Consider the following 25,541-nt stretch of genomic DNA (forward strand, 5'->3'; position numbering starts at 1 on the left):
CGGTGCGCGTATCAGTCGAGCCTGGCACCGGAGGCCTTGACGATGTGCTTGTAGCGTTCACTTTCGGAGGAAATGAAATGGCCGAAGTCTTGGGGAGAGCCCGGTACGGTATCGGCGCCCATTTCCGCCATTTTCTTGCGTAGTTCCGGCGTGGCCAGGGCTTGTACGATGTCTTTGTTAAGTCGTTGAATAATCTCGGCCGGGGTTCCGGTGGGCGCCATCACGCCGTACCAGGTGGTGATATAAACCTCGGGCACCCCCAGTTCGTCCAGCGTCGGCACATCGGGCAGCACTGGTGTGCGCTTGGCTGCAGCAACCGCCAGGGCGCGCAGCTTGCCGGCGGCGATCAGCTGAATACTGGGGGCGGTATCGAGCATGACCGATACATGGCCAGCCATTAGATCGGCTTCGGCCGGCGCGGTGCCCTTGTATGGTACATGCAGCATATCTATCTTGGCTGCCTGCATGAAACGGACACCGGCCAGATGTTGCGTGGAACCGATGCCGCCCGAACCGAAAGTCAGCTTGCCCGGGTTGGCTGTGGCGTAGGCTATCAATTCGTATACGCTTTTAAAGGGCGAATTGGCAGGAACAACCAGAATGTTGGGCGTGGCGCCGACCAGCGCAATTGGCGCAAAATCGGCCTGCGCATCATAGCCTGGTCTGGAATACAAGTGCTCATTAACGGCATTGGGCGTGGTGGAGGCCATCAACAAGGTGTAACCGTCGGGGCGGGCGTGCGCTGCGATGGCGGTGCCAATGTTGCCGCCCGCACCGCCTTTGTTTTCTACCACGACAGATTGGCCCAGACTCTTGCGTAGTATTTCGGCGCTTACTCTGCCCATGGTGTCGACGCCGCCGCCTGCCGGCCACGGCACGATCAGCGTCACGGGTCGTTCGGGATAGCTTTGTGCGACAGCGGGCGCTGCTGCCGCCATACAGGAAATGGCCACCGCCGCAGCCAGCAAGCTATGCATTTTTTTCATGTTAGTCTCCTCCTGGGGCTTGTTTTAGAATGCCGCGTCAATCTGGGTAGCCCATGATTTTTAATAGCAGATTGAATTTTCTTAGCCATTATGGCGATGCACTCGCCAGAGCTCAATCACAATTTAGACATGGTTGGCATCTAATTATTAGATGGCTAAAATGACCGTGCTAAACTGGCCGATCCATTTATTCCATTGCCCGGCTTACCTGGCGCCGACCATGCTTAGACGACTGCCTCCCTTGAATGCCTTGCGCGTTTTTGACGTAGCAGCCCGCTGCGACAGCCTCACGCAGGCGGCGCATGAGCTGTGTATTAGCCAGGGGGCGGTCAGCCGGCATGTCCAACTGCTGGAGGAGTGGTTGGGTTTGCAATTATTCGTGCGTCAGCGCCATGGTATTGCGCTGACAGCCGACGGCATCACCTTTCGGCGCATCGTTGGCGATTCACTCGCGCAAATCGAACAAGGCACTCGGCAGTTGCAGCGGCGCACCGATGCAAGGCGGCTGCGTATCAAGCTGCCACCCACTTTCGCCATCAAATGGCTGGTGCCCCGGCTGGCACACTTTCATGCCCGCCATCCCGAATTGGACGTGCAAATAACCACCTCGCACCAGCACGCAGACTTCAATCGGGAAGACATCGACATAAGCATTCAGGCCAGGCCGCACACGTCGGACGCGCTGGATGAGGAGGAGCTGTTTGGCGAAGTCCTGGTGCCGGTGTGTGCACCCACTCTGCTTCAGGGCCACCCCTCTTTGCGCCTGCTCGCCGATCTGGCGAACCATGTGCTGTTATGCTCGCTTAATCGTCCCAACGACTGGCCCGCCTGGCTGCAGGCGGCTGGTCTGACGCATATTGATGGCAACCAGGGCCTGAAATTTGAGAATGCCGCGCTGGCATACCAGGCGGCAGCGAATGGCCTGGGCGTAACGATCGGTCTGGAGGCGTTTGTCGAACAGGATCTGGCTGCGGGTCTGCTGGTCGCGCCGTTCGCCTTGCGGGTGCGGACAGACGGCGCTTATTTCATGGCCCATGCGTCGGATCGTCCTGTTCCGGAGGCAGTCCGGCTGTTCCAGTCCTGGATACGAGAAGAGGCCGCCGCCATGCGGCGAGTATGACGTACAGGGTCTCTCAGACCCGCTATTTCAATCGAGTCCTGGCTGTCCAGGCCAGCCTGCCGGGCACTGGCAATGTGAACGACATCAGCGGAAGTGTACCTGCTTCATATCATGATTGTGATTACCAACGAGTTCAGCATTGACCCCGCGTTCTACGGCGATCCCGCACATTTCTTTTCCGGGAATGATTGCCCTATAATCTTTCGTAATACTTATAAATAATGGAGACTGGGAAGCAATAGCGGTAACTTTGGCCATGGCCGCCGGCATGGTCGGCTGCGCGTCTACTCGCAGTGACAGCGGCCCATTGACCATCGCCAAACAAGGCAGTTTCTTTGTGGGTGGAAAGAATGTCAAATCAGAAACGCTCTCGAATTTGCCTGCCTACGCGCCTTCAGGCACTATCACAGTGAACCAGGTGTATGTGCGTTATCAGGAGCCGGTGAATGCGGAAAAAACATCTGTGGTTTTCATTCATGGTTGCTGCCTGACGGGCAAGACGTGGGAATCGACGCCGGATGGTCGTATGGGCTGGGATGAGTTGTTCGTGCGCAAGGGCTTCCCTACGTACGTGGTGGATCAAGCCTCGCGGGGCCGGTCTGCGGCCGATCCGTCGGCCATTGTAGCGGTCAAGGGCGGGCGCCAGTCCGCTGACAAGCTGCCGCAGGTGTTTGGCGCAGCGCAAGAGGGCGCCTGGCAAATTTTCCGCTTCGGTCCCAAGTACCCAGAGGTTTTCACCGGCATGCAGTTCCCGCTAGACGCACAGGCAGAGTTCTGGAAGCAAATGGTGCCCGATTGGCTCAATGCCTTGCCCAAACCCAATCCCACCGTACCCGCATTGTCGGAACTGGCTAAAAAAGTGAATGGCGCAGTGCTGATCAGCCACTCCCAGTCAGGCATCTATCCCTTTGAGACGGCCAAACTGAACCCTGCCGGTATCCGCGGCATCGTGTCCATTGAACCCGGTGCCTGCCCTGCGGCTGACAGTGATTTGTCCTCGCTCAAGGGCATGCCGGTTCTGGTGCTATGGGGTGATTATGTGAACCAGTCTCCCCGCTGGGTGCCACGTTTGAAGGCATGTAAGGAATTTGTCGCAGCTGCGAACAAGGCCGGTGCCAAGGCTGAAAATGTCATGTTGAGCGATGTCGGTATGCCAGGCGCCTCGCATATGCTGATGCAAGACAAGCATAGTATCCAAATCGGAAAGTGGCTGGCCGGCTGGATTAATCAGAACGTAAAGGGTTGATTTTCCGACCCGTTGTTGCGTGCCAGATCACCCGGTGCTGATTTTGGCAGTTCGATGATCAATGTTCTGATGTATTTGATCTGCGGTCAATAACAACTGCCGGTCGGTTCCCGGCTTTCTGATGAGTTGCAAACCCAGTGGCATACCGTCGCTCGCTGCCAACTTAATGAGTCAACTTTATGTGAGGCCAATCTACTGGCTTTATTCACCCTTGGTAACTCAGCCGCTGCACAGCGGCTTCGTCTACCTCTACGCCCAGCCCCGGACCGCTCAGTCCCGTGACAAATCCGTCTACTTGCGCGACCGGTGTGGCGACCAGTTCCTGTTGAACGGCCACAGGGAATGGCTTGAGTTCGAATAAACGCGTATTTGGAGAGGCGAGCGAAAGATGCAGGCTGGCTGCGGTGGTAATTGCTGTGCTCCAGGCATGTGCATTCACTGTTAATCCGGCTTCTCCGGCGCATTGATCGATTTTCCGGAAACCGGTAATGCCCTCCGCGCGTGCCGGATCTATGCCCAGCACATCTACCGTGGCACTGTCGATCAGGCGTTGGTAGCCCGCGACTGTCCATTCGCGTTCACCGCTGGCAATAGGCACGGCTACTGCGGCCTTAAGCAGGCGATAGTCCTTCAGATGCGTGGGATAAAACGGTTCCTCGACCCAGCCTATGTCGTGCTCGGACATGCGGCGCACGGAGTCGACGGCAGTATCGGCGTCCCAGCGCAGCCCGTTGCCCACGTCCACCAGGATCTCCACGTGTGGCCCCGCCGCGCGTCGCAGGCCAGCGACCAATGCAATACTACTTTCGGGATCATGGCCGATAGTGGAGAGCGATTTTTTGCCCAGCCCCAGTTTTACGCTGCGAAAGCCGGCGCTGAAGAATCCCATGGCCTCGTCGATGCAGGCCGAAAGGCTTTCCTTATTGACGTGGCAACTTGCGTTGGCGGGCAGCCGATCGTGATGCTGACCCCAAAGCGCCGATAGCGGCTGACCTTGGATTTTTCCGTGTATGTCCCAAAGCGCCATGTCGATCGCACTGAGCGCGAAGGAAGCAATGCCGCCCTCTCCGTACCACCAACTATGATCGCGCATTTTCTGCCAGCACTGCGCCACGCTGGTTTCTCCGGTCTGCAACAGCAACGGCCCAAACCCTTCTTCGATCAAAAGCGCCGTTGCCCGGCAGGCTTCGGGCCACATGGCAATCGCCTCGCCCCATCCGACTACGCCATCGGTTGTTTCCAGCCGTGCCAGAACTGTCATCCGTTCCCGGTTCAGGTCGTTCGGATCAACATAACGCAGAACGTAAGTCTTCAAACGGGCAAGTTTCATATGAGTGGTCTCCGGTGGATTTGGTTCTTGACTTGTAAAAAAGACTATAGTTTAATGAAAATATTGTCAAGTGACCAAGTGGCCTGTCCACTTTTAAGATTGCTGTAAACCACGCAGTACCCGACATGCCCATGTACTGGTTTCTTTAATTTTTGGATATATTCGTATGCCGTCAGCCTCTAAATTTCAAGTCACTAGCGTTGAACGCGAGCCGGTTTCCGAACAGGTGGTGACTCAGTTGCTCGGGATGGTTCGAGCTGGAAACCTTAAAGCCGATGATCGTTTACCGTCGGAACGCGAGCTGGCGCAGTCCTTTGGCGTGAGCAGGCCCACCATCCGCGAGGCGGTGCGGGCGCTCGTGGTACTGGGTGTGCTCAAAACGCGCCATGGCGGTGGCATTTTTGTATCCAGTCTTCGTGCTGAGGCGCTCCTGGGGCCGTTGCAGTTCTTTCTTTCCCTAGAGGAAACATCGGTTGATACGCTGTACGACGCGCGCCAACTGATCGAGGGCGGTATCGCCGCACGGGCAGCCAAGGCCGCACAGGCCAGCGACGTGGCCTTCCTGCTGCAGCTGATTGAGCAGCAAAGGGCCGCTATCGACGACCCACAAGCATATCGAAAACTCGACATTGCGTTCCATGAGTACATCCACGCCCTGGGTGCTAACCCGTTTCTGTCACGTGCGGCGAGCAGTCTCAATACGCTTGGCCTGGAATTTCGCACCACTGCTTCCGAATCACGGGAGGTTATCGCCCAGAGCCTGCTTGACCATGATGTCATTGTCGCGGCATTAGGCGCCAACGATAGCGCAGCCGCCGAGCATGCGATGCGCCAACACATGAGCAACGTTCTGGAATCCACCCGCGAGTCGATGGCGGCCATCCGGCAATCTGAACACGCATTTACGCAAGGAGATGCCTGATGAGCACACTTCCCCGTCTTGATGGCGCTACTGTCGTGGTAACTGGTGCGGGCCGTGGCATTGGTGCTGCCGTCGTGCGTCAGCTGTTGCGAGCCAATGCATCTGTCCTGGCGTTAGTGGAGCCTGGCACAGAAGCCGATTCCGAACTCAATGGCTTGAAGGCAGTGGATGGTGCACGACTGCGGGTGCTGGCTGTGGACGTTCGCAGCACGGCAGACGTCGCTCGGGCGGCGACCGTGGCCAGCAGTGAATTCGGTCGGGTCGATGTTCTCGTGAACAACGCCGGTGTGATTCGCCCCATCGGGCTGCTGGGTGACCTGGACGCTGACGCCTGGAATCAGGTGCTCGCGGTCAATGCCGGCGGCGCTATGCGCTGTGTCCAGACTTTCCTGCCACTGCTGCTGGAGAGCCACGGCACCGTCATTAACATGAGTTCGGGCGCAGCGTACCGGCCACTGGAAGGCTGGAGCGCCTACTGCGCAAGCAAGGCTGCGCTGGTGATGCTTTCGCGCGCCATTGATCTTGAATACAGCAGCAAGGGAATACGCGTTTTTTCTCTTGGTATTCCGCCCACTGACACGACCATGCAGGGCGCTATCCGAGCCTCCGGCATGAACGACCTGAGCAAGATCCCCCAGCATGACTTGACCCCACCCACCGTGACGGCTGCTGTTGCTGCCTGGTTGTGTGGGCACGATGCGCGCAGCCAGATTGCAAAGATCGAAATCGACGTGCGCGACCCTGAATTTGCACGCTTCGCACAGGAATCCAGATGAGCCTCTCGCCGAAAAAAAGCCGAGTCGTGGTGACCGATTACACCTTTCCTGATGTGGCGGCCGAGCGTGAAGCAGCCGAGAAACTGGGTGCCGAGTTTATCGCCTGCCAATGCAAAAGCCCACAGGAGGTCGAGCGGGCGGTGCAGGGGGCAGATGTAGCGCTTGTGCAGTTTGCGCCGCTCACCCAGCAGGCAATCGCAGGCATGGCCGAGGGCGCTGGCATCATCCGCTATGGTATCGGCTACGACAATATTGATCTGCCGTCGGCATTCGGGCGCGGCTTTGCCGTAGGCTACATGCCGGATTACTGCACAGATGAGGTAGCCGACCATACCGCCTGCCTGGTGTTGGCCTCATTGCGTAAGCTGCCGCAGCTGGATACGTCGGTGCGGGCGGGCGACTGGAACGCAGTCGCAGTGGCCAAGCCCATCAAGCCCTCAGGTGAGACGACGATAGGCTTCCTGGGAATGGGGCGCATCGGCAGCCTGGTGCTTGCGCGGTTGCAGGCCTTCGGCTTTCGGTTTCTGGTGTCGGACCCGCAGGTGAATGCAGCGCGCGCAGCTGAAATGGGAGCGACCAAAGTCGATCGCGAGGCGCTGTTCAGACAGGCCGATGTGCTTTCGCTTCATGCGCCCGCCACAGCCGAGACGACGCATGTAATCAATGCGCACTCATTGCGCACCATGAAACCCAACGCCATGATTATCAACACCGCGCGCGGTCAGCTGATCGATGAAGCGGCGCTGGCCGAGGCATTAACGTCAGGCTTGATCGGCGGCGCTGCCCTTGATGTGTTTGAGACAGAGCCACTGCCGCCGCACTCACCGCTTCGAGCCGCTCCGAATCTCATTCTTACACCGCACGCCGCCTGGTATTCCGATACCGCCATTGTCAGACTTCAGGAGCTTGCTGCAATCGATATTGAGCGATTGCTGTCTGGTCTCGCGCCGCGCCGTCCGGTACCTGGCTCTGCCGCTCGGGTCCAACAGACGGAGCGCTAGCCGGATGAATGTGCGTTAGCTATGCACCTATCGAACAGCATTATGTATGGATAAACGGAGAACAGCATGCCCCAATACACCAGTGCCAAGCGTCGTGTCACGATCGATGAAATTTGTACCAGCGGTTTTTCCACCCCACTGGATGCGCCCACGGTTCCTCCTTTTCCCTTCGGATTTCGCAACGTTGAGGTGCTCACCCTGGCGTATCGTTCGGACCCCGACAAGATGGGATACTTGCTTCCACCGCCTCTCGAACTGACTGGGGACGTGGTGTTGATTCATATTTACAAAATGAACGACACCGATTGGCTCGGGCCTTATGGAGAAGCCAATGTGATGTTCGGCGCCCAGCTGCCTTCGAAGCAGGTCAGCGGTGCCTACTCGCCATACCTCTACCTGAGTTCAGACGTAGGCGTGGCGCACGGTCGCGAGATCCATGGCCAACCCAAGAAATTCGGGCTCCCTCGGCTCGAGGTTCGGGACGATGCATGGGTAGCCACAGTATCCCGAAATGGCATCGATGTCATTACCGGCACAATGGCCTATAAGCAAAAACGAGGCGACATTGCCACGCTTTCCAAATTGATGGACTTCAGCAAGAACTTCAATCTGAAGGCGATCGATCATATTGACGGTTCACCCGCCATTCGGCAACTGACCTCCCGCAGCCTGACCGACGTGGTTGTGCACGAATGCTGGGAGGGAGATTGCACTGTCGAACTTCGGCCGAACATCCAGGCGCCTGTTTACCGATTGCCGGTTGTGGAAATGCTTAGTGCTTTCTATTGGCGCGCGGACTTCACGCTAGTGCAAGGCAAGGTTTTGCATGACTATCTGGCGCCTGACTTAAACAACAATTTGAACCATACCTAATGTGGCGAATTTGACAAAAAAAACATTCAATACGACAAAGGAGACAATCATGCCCCAGGATAAAGAGTCCATAACCGACTCAGCCCGCCATACCCGTAACGAATTGGCGATGCCACAAACGCAAGCCGACCATTCCGACATCACGCCCAAAAAAATAAGGCGTGTCTTGTGGGCCGCGATCGTAGGCACAGTGATCGAATGGTATGACTTCGTGCTGTTCGCCGTGGCCTCTGGCCTGATCTTCAACAAACTATTTTTTCCGTCCTTATCGCCGACAGCCGGTACGTTGGCCTCGTTTGCGACCTTGGCTGTCGGATTTCTGGCACGTCCGATTGGCGGCCTGATCATTTCTCATTTTGGGGACAAAAAAGGCCGAAAACCCGCGCTGGTCTTCACGATCGCCCTGATGGGCCTATCGACGATCGCTATCGGCCTGCTTCCCACCTATGCGCAGATCGGTATCATGGCGCCCCTGTTACTTGTCGTGTTACGTCTGCTGCAAGGGATCGGGGCCGGCGCGGAGTACGCAGGCGCCCTGATTCTTGTGGCGGAATATGTTCCAGCCAAGAAGAAGGGGTATTACACTGCTTTTGTCTTGTCGGCTACGGTGGTTGGTTTGCTGCTGGCATCGATCATCTTTCGCCTGATCTCCCAGTTGCCTGAACAAGATCTGTTGACATGGGCGTGGCGCATCCCCTTCCTGTTCTCAGCTGTGCTCGTCGTTGTCGCGCTATATATTCGCAGGAGCCTGGAAGAAACCCCTGAGTATGTCAGGGCCGTCCAACATGCCAGCGAGCAGAAACGCGCAGCCTCCATTCCACTTGGTGAGGTGCTCCGCAAGCAGCCCAAGGTATTGCTATGCGGCTTTTTGGCCATGTCTGGGGCCAACGCCGCCACTTATACGCTCAATAGTTTTGCCTTGAGTTATATGGTAAATAACTTGGGTTTTTCTAATTCCGATGCCCTGAATGTCATTATCCTAGCTGCCATCGCCGGCATTGTTTGTACGCCCATTATGGGAAAAATATCCGATCGTTTCGGTCATGCCAGGGTGTATGTACTAGGGACCCTGTTTATCCTGCTTTATGCGGCGCCCATGTTCTGGTTGATGGATTCGAAAAATATCATCCTGGCGACTTTGGCGATGATTATCGGCTACGGTGTGGGGTTTGGCTCGGTTGCAGGGTCGCAAGGCGCATTCCTGACCGGGCTGTTCCCGACCCGCTATCGCTTTACCGGGATCACCTTTGTGCGGGAAATGAATGGGGCTACGGTAGCCGGAATGACGCCCTTTATCGCGACATGGCTTACTGCACAGGCTGGTGGCCAATCCACCTATCTTGTTGGTTATTTGATCGCACTGTGCGCTATTTCAATCCTTGCTATTTTGGCACTGCGGCATAACAAGCAGCCTGCCGAAGAGGTTGTCTTGCAAACGTGAGGTGAGAGCAGCGAAAGGTTGGTCGGGACGGGGACGGTGGTGCTCGCGGTGTCCCGGCATGGGCGGTCGTTGACGTAAGGCGGGTTGATGCATCAATGGCGAGTTGATTTTATTCAATATTTTTTGATATGACGGACTAAGCATAGCCGGGCAAAAAAAAACCGGACTCATTTGCAAAGCATAAACCATGAACGAAAATGAACAATTCCTGCAGCGCCTGCGCGCCGAAGACGAAATCAAGCGCGTATTGCAACTGTATTGTCGCGGCGTGGACCGACGCGAGTTTGACGTGGTGCGAGGCGTTTACCACACTGACGCCATGGACTATCACGGCACCTACAACGGCAATATTGACGGCCTGATTCAGTGGATAACCCGCCGCCACGAAGGCGTGGCGCAATCCATGCACCTGCTGGGTAACTGCCTGATCGACTGGCGCGGCGACGATGTCGCTTTGGTGGAAACCTACTGCGTGGCATACCAACGGCTTAAGCCGGGTGACGGTGCGTCAGCCTCGAGTGTCGGGCTGAAAGTGTGCGGCAGCGGCCAGCAAACGCAGGTGCGGTGTCGGTATCTGGATAGGTTTGAAAAGCGGGAAGAGGCGTGGAAGATAGCTAATCGGGTCGTGGCGTATGAGTCGTTACTGCTGGAGGATGTGCCGGAAGGACCGCAGTTTGCGGAAGGGATGCAGGTGGCAACACGAGGGCGGGATGATCCGTTGTGGGAGTTGATCGCGCTCGCGGTTCCCCACCATGGGCGATCGTTGACGTCGAAGAAATAACGAATTTTGGATATATCAAATTATCATTGATATTTAATTATGCCGACTTGGGAATGATGCCTTTGTGCAGACTCGGTGTTCCGTGATTAGCAATCAGTTCCTGCCTGATACCGCAAATTCGCCACTGTCCGTCGTGCTTTTTCAGATCAAAATAATACCTGCCGCTGGAGTGGAAAAAATCAGCTCCTGAAGTGCAATCGACAGTTCTGAATCGAAGAATCGTGTAGTTGCACCTGGCGCTTGCCTCATTTTCGGACACGGTAACGAGCAAATTGGAAAAGTTATGTTGCATTCTCAGTTCGCTGAGGGCCGCCTGACGCAAGGCGATGTACTCGCCGCTGGACATAAGCCGTGGCGCATCGTTCCTGAAACTCGAATAGTCGACATGCAGTTCTGGCCACAGGCATTGGTCCATCAACTGCCAGTCCTGTAAGTCAAAAGCGCTCTGGAAATGGCACAGGCGATCATGGATCGCGAGTCTTTCATACAGATAAGCGTTATTCAAACCGAACTCCTTTCAAGTGTAATTTGCTGCTTACCGAGCCACGGCATCCAATAGTCGTGTTACAGACCATCGTACAAAAAAGAGCGCCTATGTTGTGATCAATCGGATATTACGTCTGACATTAGCATGATGCTTGGTCGTTTGCCGACAGGCCGCAGGGCGTGGTCAGAAACCGCTATTCAGAAGAACACAAGTACCTGTTAATTTCTAACTGCTCATGGCCTGAGACAGATGGTGTTTTCCTTCATCGAGCGCATCGCGCAAGGTGACGGCAAAGGCGCGCGCCATAGGCAGGGCCTGCTTGCTGTGCCTATAGAGGGCACAGAAGCGGACTGCTATGTCGGGCTTGAGCGGGCGCACTACCAGCCCCTCGCTACCCGGGCCCATGGCTGCGAACGAATCCACCACGGCCACGCCGACGCCTTCGCGGACATAGGCCGCCACTGTTGAAGAGTGCGCGGTCTCCAGACGCACCCTTGGCTGCACGTTCAACTCGTGCATCAGCGCATTCAGTCGCATGCGCAGGGTACTATGCACGCCCAGCGACACGAAATCCTGCTGGTGCAAGTCGGTCACATTGATGACGCGATGTTGTGCCAGCGCATGAGCGGGCGGAATAATACATACGGCCTCCATAGGGGCGAACACATCATGCTCCAGGTCCGGGAGGGTGTCGGGCGGGATGGCCAAGGCCAGGTCCAGTTGACCATGCAGTAGCATAGCCATCAAATTAGTGGAGCTGTCCGAATGAATGGACACTACAACGTTGGGATAGTCCAGCAAAAAGCGACTGACCACGCCGGGCAGGCAGGTAGCGACCAGATTGGGCATGGCGCCAATGTGCAACTGCCCATCGCGGGTTTCGCGCAATGTACGTGCAACCTCACGGATGCGATCGCCGCCGCTGAAGTAGCGCTCTACCTCGCGATAGAGCCGGTGAGCCTCCTCGGTTGCGACCAATTGGGTATGGCGACGCACGAACAGGGCCAGCCCGAGGTCGGCCTCAAGGTCGCGTATCAATCGCGTGACGGCTGGCTGCGAGATAAACAGCAACTTGCCCGCTGGCGTCATGCCGCCGGTGAGCATCACCGCCCGGAAAGCCTCCAACTGCCGGAAATTCAAGGATCGAGCCATATTGGAATCCTGGTATTTTGGATAATATTTTGTTATTACATCGTCGATTATTGTATTAGATTTTATCCATAACCACTCATATACTGGCCTCTGACTTGACAGACATTGAGGAGCAAAGCCATGCCAGATATCATGGGCGAGTACGTGGACCGCCTGGTCACCGTAGAAATGCGCAATCGCGGAATGAATAACAACATCATCCGCCAGATCTATGACGAGGCTCGTCGCGAGGGCGGTGGCCGCCCCATCACCACCCGTGCTGCTGAAGGATTATTCGAGCGTGTCACACCCGGCGATGCCGTTTTCATTGTGACCGGCGCCGGCTATGCGCCGGAGGCGCCAAACGGAGAGAGCGACGGCCCGCCTGGTGCTGCCTCTATCGCCCGTGCTTTGTTCTGGGGGTTGAAGGCTGTGCCGGTGTTCATCACCGAAGAATGCCATGCGCCGCCAGTTGTGGCCTCCAGCCAGGCCGCGGGCATCATGGTGCGCGATGCTGCATTGGCTCGCACGCGTCGCATGGGCGCCTGCCTAGAGACCGCGCCCACCGATCAGGCGGACGTATCCGACTGGGCACGCCGCATGTTCGACAAGTACCAACCGAAGGCCATCATCGCAATTGAGCGGCTGGGGCCGAACGAGCAGGGGATTATCCACTACTCTACCGGCGTGGTGCCCAAAAACTACGTGGATGTCGCGCCGCTCTTTGCGCAGGCCAGCGAGCGCGGTGTGTTCTCTATCGGCATTGGCGATAATGCCAACGAGATCGGTTTTGGTCGTGTGCATGCTTTTATGAAGGACTTTCATCCCTACGGTCGTCGCTGCCAGTACGAAGGGGGCGTAGGCGTGCCCACGGTGGTAGCCACAGATGTGTTCCTGCCAGCCTCTATTTCCAATTGGGGCGCCTACGGTATCAGTGCCATGCTGGGCTTTCTGTGTCGCAATCAGGATCTGGTGCAATCGCCCGAACTGGAGCGCAAGATCGTTACCGCTTGCCTGGATGCGGGCGGTTGGGAAATGCGTTACTGTACCTCGCGTTTCATTGTTGACGGAACAGAGGGGGAAAGTTCTATGAGCATCACGCAGTTGCTGCGCGACATGATTCGCGTCAATATTGCCGATCCTGACCGGGGTTTGTCGCATGGCGTCATTGACCGCTGACGCACTGCCTGCCTGGCCTTGATGACAAGGAACACACATGAAGACATTTTTTAAATACTGCCTGCTACCCGTTACGCTTTTGTTGGGAGCTTCTTCTGCAGTCATGGGACAGGCGATCGACTTTCCCACGCAACCGGTTCGCATTGTGGTGCCTTATCCAGCAGGCGGCCTGGCCGATATCACCGCGCGCCTGCTGGCCGAACATCTGCCGGGCAAGCTGGGCGGGCAGACTGTCGTGGTAGAGAACCGCCCAGGTGCCAACGGCACGATCGGCGCCATGCTGGTTGCACGCGCCAAGCCCGACGGTCACACGCTGGGGCTGGTGGTGAGTTCGCACGCTTTCAGCCGCGCGCTGATGCCCCGGCTGCGATTTAATCCGGTGGATGATTTCGAGGCGATTACCCAGGTAACGGCTACATCCATTGTGATGGTTGCTTCTGCCGAACTGCCTGTCAGCACCTTTGCCCAGTTCATGGAATATGCCCGCAACAGCAAAGAGCAGATCGTCTTCGCGTCTGCCGGCAGCGGCAGCAATGTGCATGTGTTCGGCCAGTGGTTCAGCGATATGGCCAAATTGGGCATGCTGCACGTGCCGTACAAGGGCAGCAGCGAGGCCCATGCGGACCTGATTGCGGGGCGCACCCACATCACCTTTGATACGTTGGGCGCAGTATTGCCGCACATCAGGAGCGGCAAGCTCAAGCTTCTGGCCGCGGCCGGTCCAAAGCGTTTGTCCCAGTTCCCCAACGTGCCCACGATAGCCGAATCCGGTTTCCCCGATTTTTCCGCTGATTCCTGGGCTGCCCTGCTAGCGCCCAAGGGCACGCCTGCTGCGCTCATTGCCAAGCTGCAGGAGGCAGTGGCCGAGGTGCTTGCGCGTGATGATGTGCGTGAGCGCCTGGAAGGGGCCGGCGCCAAAGCGGTAGGTAGCACCCCGGAGCAAGCCAAGCAGTTGCTGCGACGTGACGAGCAACATTATGGAGATTTGGTCAAGAAGATGGGCATTCAGTTGAATTAATGTTGGACGCAAGGGTTTGTTGCTCCAGTCATTACCCCAGCCTGATTGCGCAAAAAGGACTGGGGCTGCCCAAATAGATGGGGATGGCCTTCAGGTCGGAAAGGATGTCAATCAAGTTGTTTGCTGCCGTCGATCAGTCATCCGGTGGATTGCACTTCCCCTCGCGCTCCAGCCATTTGCAGAACAGCACGACAACGTCATCTGCAGATCTCTCATCCGGAACGTAAGTGCAATAGCTGCGTGACGGCAGGCGTGGGCCGCTAAACGGTGCAACAAGCCGGCCGGCGGCAAGATCGTCTGATACCAGTGAAGTGGGTCCCATGGCGATGCCCATGCCGTCGATGGCTGCCTGCAACGTCAGGTAGAAGTGATCGAAGGTCAGGGTGGCGGCCGGGGACAGGCCATCAACCTGTGCCTTTGCCAGCCAGTCCGGCCACACGCGTGGCAGGCTGGTTGTGTGCAACAACGTATGTTGTCGCAAGTCATCCGGCTCGCGCAGCGGCAGGTGCGCCAGGAGCGCCGGACTGCAAACCGGCAGCCGCTCCTCAGCCAGGAACGGTCTCATCCAATAGCCATAGAACGTGTCCGGGCCGCCGCGGATGATGACGTCGTAGGTCTCTTTGATGCTTTCCACCGGCTCGTTCGACGTCTCTACCCTGACGTCGATGTTGGCATGTTCGCGACGGAATTTCTCCAGCCGTGGCACCAGCCAGCGCAAGGTGAACGTTGCCGATGCATTCACCGACAGCGTCCGGGAGATGTTTGCGGGCACACCATAGCTGGCTGTGGCCTGCGCCAACTGTTCGAACAGCGGGCCAATTTGCGCCAGATAGGCTCTGGCGTCTGCCGTAAGCACCACGCGCCGGTTATGTCGCTCAAACAATGGCGCGCCCAGCCATGCTTCAAGCAGGCGTACCTGCTGGCTTATCGCGCCATTGGTAACGTGCAGTTGCGCAGCCGCTTCCTTAAAGCTGCCCAGTCGGCCGGCAGCCTCGAAGGCTCGCAACGCGTTCAGTGGTGGGAGTTTTTGTTTCATTCGAAATAGTATATCTAATACGAAGTGTCAATTTATCTGGTTTGTTGCCCAGGCACAAGATAGATATACTTCTTACTACACTTTTTTTTTGGGCCCCGCATGCTCAGCTATGCTTATATTGGTGGTTTCGTCCTGCTTGCAGCGCTGCTTCATGCGAGCTGGAACGCGCTTTTGCATGGCAATGGCGATCGCCTGCTGTCCATGACGTGGATGAGCGTGGCCATCGCGGCAGTCTCTACGGTCGTGATTTTGTTCATTCCATTGCCGGCGCGTGCGGCCTGGCCGTACATCATCACCTCGGGACTGATACACATCGTCTACAACGTAAGCCTTGTGCGGTCCTACCGTCGCAGCGACCTGGCGCAAGCGTATCCGATTGCACGCGGTTCCTCGCCGTTGTTTGTCACACTGGGCGCGGCGATCTTCGCAGATGAGGCCATCGGGCCTTTGCACGCCTTGGGCATCGTGATGATTTCGGGTGGCATTATGGCGATCGCGCTGCAGGGGCGCCAGGTGTCGCCCAAGGGCGTACTGGCTGCGCTGATGACGGGTGTGATCATCGCGTTCTATACTGTGATCGACGGCATTGGCGTGCGCTTATCGGGCGGGCAGGCGCTTTCGTACACTGCGTGGATGTTCCTGTTCTATTGGCTGATGCCGGTTTTGTTCGTTGCCAGGCGCGGGCTTGCAGCGCTGCTCACGTCGGTACGCACGGCGCCAATGACAACGGGCATATCGCTGATCGGAGGCCTGGGCTCGCTTGCGGCATACGGCATCGTGATCTGGGCGTTGCAGTCGGGCGCGATAGGTGCAGTCTCGGCATTACGCGAAACCAGCGTGGTGTTTGCCGTGCTTATCGGACGACTGTTTCTGCAGGAAACCGTGAGTGCAAAACGCTGGCTCGCATGTATGATCGTCGTGGGCGGGGCGGTTTGCCTGGGACTTTGACATTAACTGAAAGGATGGCTTCATGCTTAAGAAAATAGCAACCACACAGCTTGAGATCGCCTACCACGAACAGGGCAACGCCGATGGGTGGCCTGTTGTTCTGCTGCACGGCTTTCCCTACGACATCCATGCCTATGACGAGGTCACACCGCAACTGGAATCGCGGGGAGCACGCGTCATCACGCCGTTTCTTCGGGGATACGGGCCTACCCGATTTGTTGATGAGACCATACGTCGCTCGGGACAGCAGGCCGCGCTGGGGGCAGACTTGCTGGCGTTACTGGATGCATTGCAGATTGAACAAGCGGTGCTGGGCGGATATGACTGGGGCGGCCGGGCTGCCTGCATCGTGGCCGCGTTGTATCCTTCAAGGGTGCGTGGTCTGGTCTCCGTGAACGGCTACAACATACAGGATATTGCCGCATCCGTGCAGCCGGCCAGTCCGGAAAAAGAGTATCGGCTTTGGTATCAATACTATTTTCATGGCGAACGCGGTCGCGCCGGGCTGACCGAAAACCGCCATGCATTCTGTAAACTCTTGTGGTCCTTATGGTCGCCGACCTGGCGCTTTGACCAGGACACTTACGCCCGCTCCGCAGCGGCGTTCGACAATCCCGATTTCGTCGACGTTGTCATCCATTCGTATCGACACCGATTTGGGCTGGTCGATGGCGACCCTCTGTTTGACGAAATGGAAAGGCGCCTGGCCAGTGCGCCGCCCATCTCCGTACCCACGATTACCCTGGAGGGGGATGCCGATGGGGTGACGCCTGTGGCAGAGGGACCAGCAAACCCGATGCGCTTCACAGGACGTCATGAAAACCGGATCATCCCCAATGCGGGCCACAATCTTCCGCAAGAAGCGCCCGACGCCTTCGCTGCGGCTGTGCTGGATATTAACGACTGGGCAGGTTGATGCGCTGCACACAAGGCTGTTGCCCAGAGCCCAATCAGTCCCGTGAGGCGTTAATGAAGTGCCGCATGCCTACCTAAATATATTCGTCTCGTAATAATTCACGTCTAAGACTGAGCCTTAATATTTTGTTCTCGAACCAGCTTGGTAAATTCCTCTTTTTGCTGTTTGATGAAATCGTTAAACGCTTTTTGGTTTGACGCTAAAAGCTGGATGTTCTGGTCAGCAAACTGTTTTTTAAGTGCAGGTTGTCCAAGAATGTCTGATAACGCCGAAGCAACACTGTTCACGATCTCTGTGGACGTCGATTTTGGAGCAAATATCCCATGCCAGGAAGAAAACCGGTAATTTGCCACACCGGCTTGCGCGATGGTTGGCGCATCGGGGAAGGCGGGCGATTTTTCACCTGAAACACCAAGCAACTGTAACCTGCCGGTTCGCACCAGTTGCGTCGCGGCGCCATCAAGCATGACATCGACTTCCCCCGCAATGATATCGTTCAGCGCCGGCGCACTGCCTCGGTACGGAACGTGCACGAGCTCAATTCCGGCGTTTGCAGCCAGCATAGCCATTGCCAAGTGACTAGGTGTTCCTGTTCCACCGGAAGCATAGGTCAGCTTACCTGGGTTGGATTTGGCTTGATTAATAAAATCCGCGAAGCTCTTTACGCCAAGCTTCGGGTTGGCGACAAACAAGAGCGAAACACTTGTCAGCCTGGAAACAGTCACAAAATCATTTTCGGGGCTATAGGATAGCTTTGGCAGGATAAGTTCATTGATGACCTGGGTCGCGATATCTCCCAACAGGAACGTATAGCCATCCGCGGCCTCGCGCGCGGCCGCGGCGGCGCCAATAGAGCCGCCTGCACCCGAGCGGTTCTCAATGACTACGGACTGCCGCAATTTTTCTGATAACTGCTGTCCGATAGCCCTGGCAAGTAAATCTGAATTTCCGCCTGGTGGGAACGGCACAATGATACGAATTGGTTTTTCATTTGGCCATTTTGCGGCGCTGATGGCCACTCCTGGTGCGCAAGCGAGCGCGGCCATCAATCCCAGGACGTGGCGTCTGGTTGTTTTCACGTTGTCTCCTTCGTTTTTCTGTTATTACAATGGTGTGGATCTCTAGCCCGGGGAACCAACTGCCCTGGCTGGGTCATCAAGTGGCGGCGGCGGATAGTGAACGCCGCGTTGCCCCCCAAAATGCCGGTCACCGTTACGAGCTGCATCAGGCGGGGAAAACCCAACGAGTCGTCCATCGACGATCCATTCGTTATCAATGCCCCAGGCGTGCTCCATGAGTGCCCGCTCCAGCCTGCTTTGCACCTGGGTAAATTCATTTTTACCCGCAAGATTAACGAGTTCAGCCGGGTCAGTCTCAAGATCAAACAGCTGCAAATGGTTGCCGGCCGGGTACCAAATAAGCTTGAAACGACCGTCATGCGCCATGCGGGTGGCAAGAACGTTCTCCCGACACTCGCCGAACAGGATGTTCCGCCGGGTATCTCCGAACATGGAGATGCCATCTACGGTGGAGGGAATGGGCAATCCCGCCAGTGATAACAGGGTAGGCATCACATCTTGAAGCCCCACCAGCCGGTTATCAACATGATTGGCTTGCACGCTATTGCTGCCCGAAGCTCCGACAACCAGCATAGGCACTTGTGCGGAAGCTTCATAAAAGACGCGTTTTGCCCAAAGTCCAAAATCTCCCAACATATCCCCGTGGTCACTGCAGATCAGAATGACCGTATTGTCCAGGACCTGCTCCTCTCGCAAGGTGCCGATCAGAACACGCAATTGATGGTCGATATGAGTGCACAGTGCGTAATAGGCGCGGCGAATCGCCTGTAGTTCATGGTTTTTGAATTCCGTTGGCCAATACTGCCTGGTCGCCGACAAGGCGGGAGGCAGTTCTCCTGCAGCCCATTCTGCTTGAAGTGGGAGGTCTACCCGGTCCAGTTCGTACATGTTCATGTAGGCTTCCAATGGCACCAGAGGAGGGTGAGGGTGCGTATACGACACATGCCAAAATGCGGGCTTGCCGGGATCCCGCCGCTTGATCATTCGCGCTGACTCTCTGGTTATCCAGTTGGTGACATGCAGCCTCTCGTCCAGGTGCCAGGGTCTGAACAAATAATCATTGTTGTTCATGCCGTGAAGAAACTGGGCGCCGGCGTGTCCCTGATCTGCCAGGTACATGTCGTAATCATCAATCGCGCCAAGCTGGGGGCGTCCTTCTTCCGCAAGCCAGATGTCGTCAAAGCCCATTCGATCGCGTTGCGGGTGAACGTGCATTTTGCCAACACCAAACGCCTGGTAACCAGCATCCCTGAAGCATTGCGCTACTGTCGGAAAATCCGGCATGCCCAGGGACGGCTGAAATTCGCGATCACCATGGGATCGCGGCGTTGTCCCTGTCATCACTGTCCGCCGGGCGGGAATACAAATCGGACACTCGGAGTAGGCACGCGAAAATCTGGTTCCCAGCCGTGCCAATTGATCCAGCGTTGGCGTCAGAATGGTGGGATGGCCGGCGGCACGCATTACCTTGGCGGGCCACTGGTCCATCATCACGAATAGGATATTGGGTTGATCACGCATACTCATTCTCTCTATTTATCTCTTGCTGCGAACAGCGGGTTTGGCATCGGCCTTGAGCAGACCGATTGCCGATTGCTCGACAATTCGCAGCACTTCCCTGCATGCGGGTGTTAACGGTTTCGCAGAGGAAACCCGCAAGACAAGATTACGCTGCAGCGCCGGCGAGACAATCTCGGCGGCCTGTAAAAAACCTTTTTCCACGTCCGAGCGAACCGCACTGATTGCCATAATGGCATATACGCCCGCCGTACGGATTAACTGCTTTTGCAAATCCAATGCATCACACTCGGCCACCACATTCAGGCTGATTTTTTTTCGATGAGCCCAATGCAACAGCAGGCCATGCAGCGCATAACGACCGCCGGGAACCAGCAAGGGCAAATTGTCCAACTGCGAGAACGTGACCGTTTTAGCTCTGGTGATCACATCTCCGGGAGCGCCTACCAATACGTGTGGCACGCTGCCGATAGGAATTTCCTGGCTGCGATAGTCACGTGTATTCGTAGACAATAGGGCCAGGTCCAGCGTGCCGTTTCCAATACCTTCGGCCAACATACCGCTAAGTCCAGATGAAATTTGCAACTGGATTCTGGGAAATTTTTCCCGTACCGTCTTAAATACCTCTGTCACCAGCTGCGGAGAAATGGATGCCAGTACCCCGAAACGTACCTGTCCCGACGCGATGCGAGACTCGCCGCGCGCTTCCAGCAACAGCTCATCTGCCCTGGCAAGCCACTCTACAATTTGAGGATAAAGACGCTGTCCAACCTCATTTAAGCGGACTCCCCGAGCACCACGCTCAAATAAGCGACCGCCGCACGCTTTTTCCAGTGCAGCAAGCTGCCGGCTTAATGCAGGCTGCGCTACATCGCGAACGGTAGCGGTAAGACTAAGGCTACCAAGGTCAGCTATCTGAACGAATAGTCGCCATTGTTCCATACTAGGTTGATTCAAGCTATAACTCCAAAGGCATAGGTCATATGCCAATTATAATAATTCATGTCCCCCTCAATGACATCGTGCCGCGGGCTGCGGGTAATCGCTACAGTGAGGTGAGGATGTGGGAATGGAGTCGACAGCGCATCAGCGCGCGCAGCGTCAATAGGTCGCGTGCCTTGGCTCTCAATAGTGGTTTGCTTGCGGGTTCTGCCATGGGAAGATTAATCAGCAGCCGTTATCGCCTTTGTATGCTCAAATCTCCGTTTTTGAATGACGTCGTTCGGCGGGGCGGCTGACGCCAACAGACCTATCTGCCCGTTAAAGTCGCAATTTTTAAAGTCGAGAATTGCCGAGATAACTTATGATGGTGATGAAAGAAGCCAACCTGCGCGGCTGGCTTCTTTGGTTCGTTTGGTCACGGCTTGAGCGTTTTGATCCAATTGTCAAGCGCGTCCGCCAGTGCTTGTGGCTGCTCCGGTACCAGCGCGTGACTGGCATTGGCGATGACAACTGTACTAATCCGAGAGCCGAACTCTTCTTTCATTTCCTGGCGGGTCGACTCTGGTTTGAATGGGTCAAGTTCGCCCTGTACTTCCAGCAAGGGAGCGTGTCCCCCAGACCACCATTCCGACTGCGGGGTGGCCTTGCCCGCTGCGCGCTGGCTCTTGGCGACATCGCCATAGCTGCCGCTCAACCAGGAACGCGCATCATGCCCTTTGGCAAAAAAACCGAATTGCAACGCGGCCAGCCGCTGGGCTTCGGGGACGCTCTGGTCGGTGGCATGACGCACTTTTTCTACCAGCTCCGGCATGGCTTCCGGATAACTTTTGGCCGCTGCTGCAATGATGACGACACCACGTACTGCGTCCGGGTGATCGACTGCCGTCATGCGAGCGACCCAGTTGCCGAAAGCATGACCGGCAATGATGACGGGCTTTTTGGCAACTTGCTGGATAACCTGATTGATATCATCGGCCAGGTCATGCAAGGTGATATTTTCTGTCGGGCCCTGGCTTTTGCCGATCCCGCGCGGCTCCGGGCGAATAACCTGGTAGCCCTTTTGCTGCAGGAAAGGCACCAGCGGATCAAAATCCTCTGCGCCCCGACCACGAGACGGTAGCAGGACAATGGGCGTTCCAATGCCATTGATAAAGACCTCGACCTTTGCTCCCTTCTGAGTTTGGATAACCTGAGTCTGGGTATCGGCAATTTTGCTGGCATTGGCGTGAACAGTAAAAACCTGCGCAGCAAGACCAATTCCTACTGCCAGCGACAATAGTTTATGCATTTTCGTCTCCGTCATTGTTTGTATGAGAACGACAAATGATGAGTGATTCCCCTGCCGGGCACCAGATGTTCAGATAAATTTCAGCTATAGGAAAAGGGCATAACAAAATTCTTGCTTGTGTCAAGGATGCCATTTATCCTGATATGTCGAAATAAATCGTTTTTATCGACATATCAGACGAATATGTCGATGGCGTAAACATATTGACCGTATATGTCGAAAAAATTCAAAAAAATCGACACATGAGCGAAATATGGTTAAAATTATCAAAATATTCGACATATTTTCTCCAAAGGCCAGTGTATGTTTAACCCAGACCTGCCATATAACGATTTACCCCGTCTGCCGCCAAAAGCGGATATCGAGACAAAAGCCATTCTAAAAGCGTGCATTGACGCCAAGGCCTCACTGGCGGGTTTGAAGGCCATGGCAAAGCGCATTCCGAACCAGGAAATGCTGATTAATATTATTCCTATGCTGGAAGCGCAGGCCAGTTCTGAAATTGAAAATATCGTTACGACCACAGACCGGCTCTTTCAGTATGCGAGCGACGAGTCGAATGTTCTGGCCGATCCTGCAACGAAAGAGGCCTTGCGCTATAGAACCGCGCTGTACCGCGGATACCAGTCACTTAACTCAAGGCCGCTGACGACGGCTACTGCAGTTCAGATATGCCGAACCATCAAAGGGGTGGAAACGGATATCCGTCGCGTGCCGGGTACGGCACTGCTGAACGAGGCCACAGGGCAGATTGTTTATACGCCACCGGACGGGGAAGGGGCAATTCGCGATCTTCTTGCAGATTGGGAACGGTTCATTCACACGCAAACCGACATTGACCCTCTTATCCGCATGGCTGTTATGCACTATCAATTTGAAGCGATTCACCCTTTCAGTGATGGCAACGGTAGAACCGGTCGTGTACTGAACCTGCTTTTTTTGATTTCCGAGAACTTGCTTGAAGCGCCTATTCTTTACCTGAGCGGCTACATTATCCAGAATAAATCAGAATACTATCGTCGGCTGTTGCGAGTGACAACAGAGCAGGAGTGGGAATCATGGATTTTGTATATGTTGCAGGCCACGCATAGCACCGCTGAATGGACGTCGAAAAAAATCATCGCCATTTGTGACTTGATGGACCAAATTCGGCAACAACTACGCCAGGCCCTGCCGAAGATTTATAGCTACGAACTCGTCGACCTTATCTTTACACAGCCCTATTGCAGGATTGCCAATATTGTGGACCAGGGAATTGCCCAACGCCAAACGGCGTCAAAGATACTACAGGCGCTTGTTGCGCAAAATGTATTGAGAGAAGTTCAGTTGGGACGCGAAAAAATATTCATCAATGTTGAATTGATGCGATTGCTGGCGCGTGAGGACGACAGCCCGAGCTAATAAAACGGCGTAACCCATTAATCAGGAATTTGTGCCAGATAGGATCTTTTATCTCGCTGCGTGAAAAACCAGGCATCGTCAATTGTTTGTGATATTTCAGTCTTAATATGCGTGCTATTGAGGTAAATTTTATGAAAAAGGTCAGTGGTGTAGTCATAAGTGAATTTGACGTCTCTGAGTACTTAACCACACCGGAGGATATCGTCGCATATCTGAATGCCGCAATTGAAGAGGGCGACGACGAGCTGTTTTTGGCAGCACTAGGGGATGTCGCGAAAGCGCAAGGAATGGCTCAGATCTCTGAAGCGACTGGCCTGGGTCGTGAGAGTCTTTATAAAACGTTCTCAGGAAAGACCAAGCCACGTTTCGAGACGGTTAACGCAGTACTCAAAGCTTTTGGCGCGTCTATTCAGCTTACGGCAAAAGTGGGGCGTTAAGTTGTTGTAAAGTGGTGCCCGAGTCGCTGCGCTCGGCTCAACGATTCCGGACATTTTCATGTAAAGGCGCTTAGGGCCTTTGGATTTCAATTGCGTTTCAACAGCTCGATACCGGTCCAACGTTGGGGTGACCGTATAGTTCAACCGCTTATCTCTTGGTCGGCATCCTATTTCCCCGACGTATTCTTCTTACTCAACCGCTCGTAATTATCCCGCAGCAGCAAGCCCGCAAAATAAATATGCTCGCGCATCAGCTGTTCGGCCCGCGCAGCATCCTTTTCAATCACAGCCGTGACGATACGGTGATGGTCCTGGTGCGAGCGGCTGATTATGCCGTGATCTTCCCACAGCATGATCCGGTCCGAGGCAAAGGGCGCGGTCTGCGCCTGGGTGGTGAATCGGGTAACCCAAGAGTTTTCCGCCGCAGACAGTAGCGTCTCATGTAGCGTGACGTTCATCTCCTGGTAGGGCGCGTGATCTTCGGGTAACAGCACGCCCTTATCCAGAATCGCATCGCCTTGCGCCAGGCATGCCTTGAGTTTGCTGATGGCAAGATCGGACAGCCCTTTTTGCGCAGCGCGACGACAGGCCAGCCCTTCGAGCACCGCACGCACTTCATAAGCGCCGATGATGTCTTCATATTGATAAACCCGCACGGTGTAGCCGCGCTTGGTTCGATGCTCCAATAGGCCTTCATTACCCAGGTTGCCAAGCGCCGCGCGCACCGGCGTGCGCGATACCCCAAGTTTTTCCGCCAGCGGAATTTCTTCCAGGCGCTCGCCGGGTTGCAATATGCCTTGCAGGATCCAGCTACGGAGCGTGTGGGTGACGTGATCAGCCAGGGTGTTCATTGGTTTCATGTATACATAAATAGAAAAGACTCATACTCCAGTATACGTAAAATTCCCGAAACTAGGGAAATCACTAATAAACTTCCTTCCTTCATGTATGCACAATGGCATTTATTCAAAGGTTTTACCCTAAAAAACCGCCAATTTTTATAACTGTGTATACATGAGACAAAAAATCCACATCGCGGATAGGCCCGCGCGTTCGCCTGATACTTCGGGCGTTTTCCAGGCAGGGGCCGCTATCACGCAGCCATATTTTCCACAACACGACACCGCGATCAGGAGGAACAGGCCATGGACCGATTAATTGTGCTGGCCAGCCGCGCGCTGGTTTTGCTGTGTTCGGCAGCGCTAGTCCTGATGATGCTGCAGGTCACGTTTGATGTGGCCGGCAAGTATTTGTTCGATCAGCCCATCCCTGGCAGCGAGGCGATTGTGGCCAGCTACTACATGGTGGCCATTGTGTTCCTGCCGCTGGCCTGGGTGGAAGTGTGCGGCGAATCCATTGTGGTCGAGCTGCTCTATAACATTGCCTCAAAACCCATCCGCGTCATCATGGCCGCCCTGGGTACCGCGGCAACGGTGATCTGCTACGGGTTCCTGGCCTGGTTTCTGTGGGCGCCGGCCATGCATGCGTACCAGATTGGCGAATTCGATTCGAGTACCTGGAACGTGATTACCTGGCCCAGCCGGTTTTTGCTGCCGCTAGGTCTGGGCTTGGGCGCCGTCGTCGCCTTGCTTCAGTTGCTTCGTATCGTGACCGGACGCCCACCACTGCATCATGGCATTGTCGATGATGTCACTGATCTTCCAGAACAAATTTAAGGGAACAGC

The 25,541-nt window shown here is 55.6% G+C and carries 25 protein-coding genes; 15 read left to right on the forward strand and 10 right to left on the reverse strand.

The features are described 5' to 3' along the window. Positions 1-11: 11 nt before the first annotated feature. On the reverse strand, positions 12-986 hold the full coding sequence (locus tag EV681_RS14895; RefSeq protein ID WP_130304415.1) for a Bug family tripartite tricarboxylate transporter substrate binding protein: 975 nt from the start codon (positions 984-986) through the stop codon (positions 12-14). Positions 987-1,206: 220 nt separating this feature from the next. Between EV681_RS14895 and gcvA (EV681_RS14900) the strand changes: the two genes are divergently transcribed. Then, complete coding sequence (gene gcvA / locus EV681_RS14900; RefSeq protein ID WP_165393064.1) at positions 1,207-2,106, forward strand: transcriptional regulator GcvA; 900 nt, start codon at positions 1,207-1,209, stop codon at positions 2,104-2,106. A 256-nt stretch (positions 2,107-2,362) separates the two neighbouring features. Beyond that, entirely contained in the window at positions 2,363-3,352 is a 990-nt protein-coding gene (locus tag EV681_RS14905) for an alpha/beta hydrolase family protein (protein WP_207227078.1), read from the forward strand. Between the two features lie 205 nt (positions 3,353-3,557). Here the strand turns inward: EV681_RS14905 and EV681_RS14910 are convergent, their stop codons facing one another. Beyond that, positions 3,558-4,682 (reverse strand): mandelate racemase/muconate lactonizing enzyme family protein, encoded by a 1,125-nt coding sequence (locus EV681_RS14910; protein ID WP_130304417.1) that lies wholly within the window; start codon positions 4,680-4,682, stop codon positions 3,558-3,560. Between the two features lie 166 nt (positions 4,683-4,848). On the opposite strand from EV681_RS14910, the gene EV681_RS14915 reads away from it, so the two are divergent. The 6 genes from EV681_RS14915 (at position 4,849) to EV681_RS14940 (ending at position 10,476) form a co-directional block, all read left to right on the forward strand. Beyond that, positions 4,849-5,604, forward strand: a complete 756-nt coding sequence (locus EV681_RS14915) for a FadR/GntR family transcriptional regulator (protein WP_130304418.1) — start codon at positions 4,849-4,851, stop codon at positions 5,602-5,604. After that, positions 5,604-6,380, forward strand: a complete 777-nt coding sequence (locus EV681_RS14920) for an SDR family oxidoreductase (protein WP_130304419.1) — start codon at positions 5,604-5,606, stop codon at positions 6,378-6,380. Before EV681_RS14915 ends, EV681_RS14920 begins: the two co-directional genes overlap by 1 nt. Beyond that, complete coding sequence (locus EV681_RS14925) at positions 6,377-7,381, forward strand: C-terminal binding protein (RefSeq protein WP_130304420.1); 1,005 nt, start codon at positions 6,377-6,379, stop codon at positions 7,379-7,381. The genes EV681_RS14920 and EV681_RS14925 overlap by 4 nt, the downstream gene beginning before the upstream one ends. 66 nt (positions 7,382-7,447) lie before the next feature. Continuing rightward, positions 7,448-8,254 carry an acetoacetate decarboxylase family protein gene (locus EV681_RS14930; RefSeq protein WP_130304421.1) on the forward strand — a complete coding sequence of 269 codons (807 nt, stop codon included), beginning with the start codon at positions 7,448-7,450 and terminating at the stop codon, positions 8,252-8,254. Positions 8,255-8,303: 49 nt separating this feature from the next. Beyond that, positions 8,304-9,695 carry an MFS transporter gene (locus tag EV681_RS14935; RefSeq protein WP_130304422.1) on the forward strand — a complete coding sequence of 464 codons (1,392 nt, stop codon included), beginning with the start codon at positions 8,304-8,306 and terminating at the stop codon, positions 9,693-9,695. 187 nt (positions 9,696-9,882) lie between these two features. Beyond that, positions 9,883-10,476, forward strand: coding sequence for a nuclear transport factor 2 family protein (locus EV681_RS14940; RefSeq protein ID WP_130304423.1), 594 nt, complete (start codon positions 9,883-9,885; stop codon positions 10,474-10,476). 37 nt (positions 10,477-10,513) lie between these two features. Here the strand turns inward: EV681_RS14940 and EV681_RS14945 are convergent, their stop codons facing one another. Together EV681_RS14945 and EV681_RS14950 are read right to left on the reverse strand one after the other, a co-directional pair. Beyond that, positions 10,514-10,981 (reverse strand): nuclear transport factor 2 family protein, encoded by a 468-nt coding sequence (locus EV681_RS14945; protein ID WP_130304424.1) that lies wholly within the window; start codon positions 10,979-10,981, stop codon positions 10,514-10,516. A 207-nt stretch (positions 10,982-11,188) separates the two neighbouring features. After that, positions 11,189-12,115: a LysR substrate-binding domain-containing protein gene (locus EV681_RS14950; protein ID WP_130304425.1), complete on the reverse strand. Its 927-nt coding sequence runs from the start codon at positions 12,113-12,115 to the stop codon at positions 11,189-11,191. A 120-nt stretch (positions 12,116-12,235) separates the two neighbouring features. Here EV681_RS14950 and EV681_RS14955 point away from each other — a divergent pair, with 120 nt between their 5' ends. Continuing rightward, a complete protein-coding gene (locus tag EV681_RS14955) occupies positions 12,236-13,273 on the forward strand; it encodes a glutamate cyclase domain-containing protein (protein WP_128392719.1) in 1,038 nt (345 codons plus the stop codon). A gap of 37 nt (positions 13,274-13,310) precedes the next feature. After that, complete coding sequence (locus tag EV681_RS14960; RefSeq protein WP_128392718.1) at positions 13,311-14,291, forward strand: Bug family tripartite tricarboxylate transporter substrate binding protein; 981 nt, start codon at positions 13,311-13,313, stop codon at positions 14,289-14,291. Positions 14,292-14,424: 133 nt separating this feature from the next. Here EV681_RS14960 and gcvA (EV681_RS14965) read toward each other — a convergent pair whose 3' ends face one another. Beyond that, positions 14,425-15,327 carry a transcriptional regulator GcvA gene (gene gcvA / locus EV681_RS14965; RefSeq protein ID WP_130304426.1) on the reverse strand — a complete coding sequence of 301 codons (903 nt, stop codon included), beginning with the start codon at positions 15,325-15,327 and terminating at the stop codon, positions 14,425-14,427. Between the two features lie 99 nt (positions 15,328-15,426). Between gcvA (EV681_RS14965) and EV681_RS14970 the strand changes: the two genes are divergently transcribed. Both EV681_RS14970 and EV681_RS14975 read left to right on the forward strand, forming a co-directional pair. Beyond that, a complete protein-coding gene (locus tag EV681_RS14970) occupies positions 15,427-16,275 on the forward strand; it encodes a DMT family transporter (protein ID WP_130304427.1) in 849 nt (282 codons plus the stop codon). A 22-nt stretch (positions 16,276-16,297) separates the two neighbouring features. Beyond that, a complete protein-coding gene (locus EV681_RS14975; protein ID WP_130304428.1) occupies positions 16,298-17,191 on the forward strand; it encodes an alpha/beta fold hydrolase in 894 nt (297 codons plus the stop codon). Positions 17,192-17,295: 104 nt separating this feature from the next. On the opposite strand, the gene EV681_RS14980 is transcribed toward EV681_RS14975, so the two are convergent. The 4 genes from EV681_RS14980 to EV681_RS14995 form a co-directional block, all read right to left on the reverse strand. Continuing rightward, positions 17,296-18,270, reverse strand: coding sequence for a Bug family tripartite tricarboxylate transporter substrate binding protein (locus tag EV681_RS14980; protein WP_130304429.1), 975 nt, complete (start codon positions 18,268-18,270; stop codon positions 17,296-17,298). A 42-nt stretch (positions 18,271-18,312) separates the two neighbouring features. Then, positions 18,313-19,791: a sulfatase-like hydrolase/transferase gene (locus EV681_RS14985; RefSeq protein WP_130304430.1), complete on the reverse strand. Its 1,479-nt coding sequence runs from the start codon at positions 19,789-19,791 to the stop codon at positions 18,313-18,315. Between the two features lie 15 nt (positions 19,792-19,806). Continuing rightward, complete coding sequence (locus EV681_RS14990; RefSeq protein WP_130304431.1) at positions 19,807-20,745, reverse strand: LysR family transcriptional regulator; 939 nt, start codon at positions 20,743-20,745, stop codon at positions 19,807-19,809. A gap of 400 nt (positions 20,746-21,145) precedes the next feature. Continuing rightward, positions 21,146-22,018: an alpha/beta fold hydrolase gene (locus tag EV681_RS14995; protein ID WP_130304432.1), complete on the reverse strand. Its 873-nt coding sequence runs from the start codon at positions 22,016-22,018 to the stop codon at positions 21,146-21,148. Between the two features lie 303 nt (positions 22,019-22,321). Here EV681_RS14995 and fic point away from each other — a divergent pair, with 303 nt between their 5' ends. Both fic and EV681_RS15005 read left to right on the forward strand, forming a co-directional pair. Further along, positions 22,322-23,419 (forward strand): protein adenylyltransferase Fic, encoded by a 1,098-nt coding sequence (gene fic, locus EV681_RS15000; protein WP_130304433.1) that lies wholly within the window; start codon positions 22,322-22,324, stop codon positions 23,417-23,419. Between the two features lie 131 nt (positions 23,420-23,550). After that, on the forward strand, positions 23,551-23,856 hold the full coding sequence (locus tag EV681_RS15005; RefSeq protein ID WP_130304434.1) for an addiction module antidote protein: 306 nt from the start codon (positions 23,551-23,553) through the stop codon (positions 23,854-23,856). Between the two features lie 167 nt (positions 23,857-24,023). On the opposite strand, the gene EV681_RS15010 is transcribed toward EV681_RS15005, so the two are convergent. Next, entirely contained in the window at positions 24,024-24,707 is a 684-nt protein-coding gene (locus tag EV681_RS15010) for a GntR family transcriptional regulator (RefSeq protein ID WP_130304435.1), read from the reverse strand. A 294-nt stretch (positions 24,708-25,001) separates the two neighbouring features. Here EV681_RS15010 and EV681_RS15015 point away from each other — a divergent pair, with 294 nt between their 5' ends. Beyond that, entirely contained in the window at positions 25,002-25,532 is a 531-nt protein-coding gene (locus EV681_RS15015; protein ID WP_130304436.1) for a TRAP transporter small permease subunit, read from the forward strand. Positions 25,533-25,541: the final 9 nt, after the last annotated feature.

The sequence above is a fragment of the Advenella incenata genome, assembly GCF_004217095.1.
Taxonomy (GTDB): Bacteria; Pseudomonadota; Gammaproteobacteria; order Burkholderiales; family Burkholderiaceae_B; genus Advenella; species Advenella incenata.

What these genes read in the sequence shown, in the direction of transcription:
- EV681_RS14895 (WP_130304415.1), bottom strand. Translation starts at nt 986, where the DNA reads ATGAAAAAAATGCATAGCTTGCTGGCTGCGGCGGTGGCCATTTCCTGT.
- gcvA (WP_165393064.1), top strand. Translation starts at nt 1,207, where the DNA reads ATGCTTAGACGACTGCCTCCCTTGAATGCCTTGCGCGTTTTTGACGTA.
- EV681_RS14905 (WP_207227078.1), top strand. Translation starts at nt 2,363, where the DNA reads ATGGCCGCCGGCATGGTCGGCTGCGCGTCTACTCGCAGTGACAGCGGC.
- EV681_RS14910 (WP_130304417.1), bottom strand. Translation starts at nt 4,682, where the DNA reads ATGAAACTTGCCCGTTTGAAGACTTACGTTCTGCGTTATGTTGATCCG.
- EV681_RS14915 (WP_130304418.1), top strand. Translation starts at nt 4,849, where the DNA reads ATGCCGTCAGCCTCTAAATTTCAAGTCACTAGCGTTGAACGCGAGCCG.
- EV681_RS14920 (WP_130304419.1), top strand. Translation starts at nt 5,604, where the DNA reads ATGAGCACACTTCCCCGTCTTGATGGCGCTACTGTCGTGGTAACTGGT.
- EV681_RS14925 (WP_130304420.1), top strand. Translation starts at nt 6,377, where the DNA reads ATGAGCCTCTCGCCGAAAAAAAGCCGAGTCGTGGTGACCGATTACACC.
- EV681_RS14930 (WP_130304421.1), top strand. Translation starts at nt 7,448, where the DNA reads ATGCCCCAATACACCAGTGCCAAGCGTCGTGTCACGATCGATGAAATT.
- EV681_RS14935 (WP_130304422.1), top strand. Translation starts at nt 8,304, where the DNA reads ATGCCCCAGGATAAAGAGTCCATAACCGACTCAGCCCGCCATACCCGT.
- EV681_RS14940 (WP_130304423.1), top strand. Translation starts at nt 9,883, where the DNA reads ATGAACGAAAATGAACAATTCCTGCAGCGCCTGCGCGCCGAAGACGAA.
- EV681_RS14950 (WP_130304425.1), bottom strand. Translation starts at nt 12,115, where the DNA reads ATGGCTCGATCCTTGAATTTCCGGCAGTTGGAGGCTTTCCGGGCGGTG.
- EV681_RS14955 (WP_128392719.1), top strand. Translation starts at nt 12,236, where the DNA reads ATGCCAGATATCATGGGCGAGTACGTGGACCGCCTGGTCACCGTAGAA.
- EV681_RS14960 (WP_128392718.1), top strand. Translation starts at nt 13,311, where the DNA reads ATGAAGACATTTTTTAAATACTGCCTGCTACCCGTTACGCTTTTGTTG.
- gcvA (WP_130304426.1), bottom strand. Translation starts at nt 15,327, where the DNA reads ATGAAACAAAAACTCCCACCACTGAACGCGTTGCGAGCCTTCGAGGCT.
- EV681_RS14970 (WP_130304427.1), top strand. Translation starts at nt 15,427, where the DNA reads ATGCTCAGCTATGCTTATATTGGTGGTTTCGTCCTGCTTGCAGCGCTG.
- EV681_RS14975 (WP_130304428.1), top strand. Translation starts at nt 16,298, where the DNA reads ATGCTTAAGAAAATAGCAACCACACAGCTTGAGATCGCCTACCACGAA.
- EV681_RS14985 (WP_130304430.1), bottom strand. Translation starts at nt 19,791, where the DNA reads ATGCGTGATCAACCCAATATCCTATTCGTGATGATGGACCAGTGGCCC.
- EV681_RS14995 (WP_130304432.1), bottom strand. Translation starts at nt 22,018, where the DNA reads ATGCATAAACTATTGTCGCTGGCAGTAGGAATTGGTCTTGCTGCGCAG.
- fic (WP_130304433.1), top strand. Translation starts at nt 22,322, where the DNA reads ATGTTTAACCCAGACCTGCCATATAACGATTTACCCCGTCTGCCGCCA.
- EV681_RS15005 (WP_130304434.1), top strand. Translation starts at nt 23,551, where the DNA reads ATGAAAAAGGTCAGTGGTGTAGTCATAAGTGAATTTGACGTCTCTGAG.
- EV681_RS15010 (WP_130304435.1), bottom strand. Translation starts at nt 24,707, where the DNA reads ATGAACACCCTGGCTGATCACGTCACCCACACGCTCCGTAGCTGGATC.
- EV681_RS15015 (WP_130304436.1), top strand. Translation starts at nt 25,002, where the DNA reads ATGGACCGATTAATTGTGCTGGCCAGCCGCGCGCTGGTTTTGCTGTGT.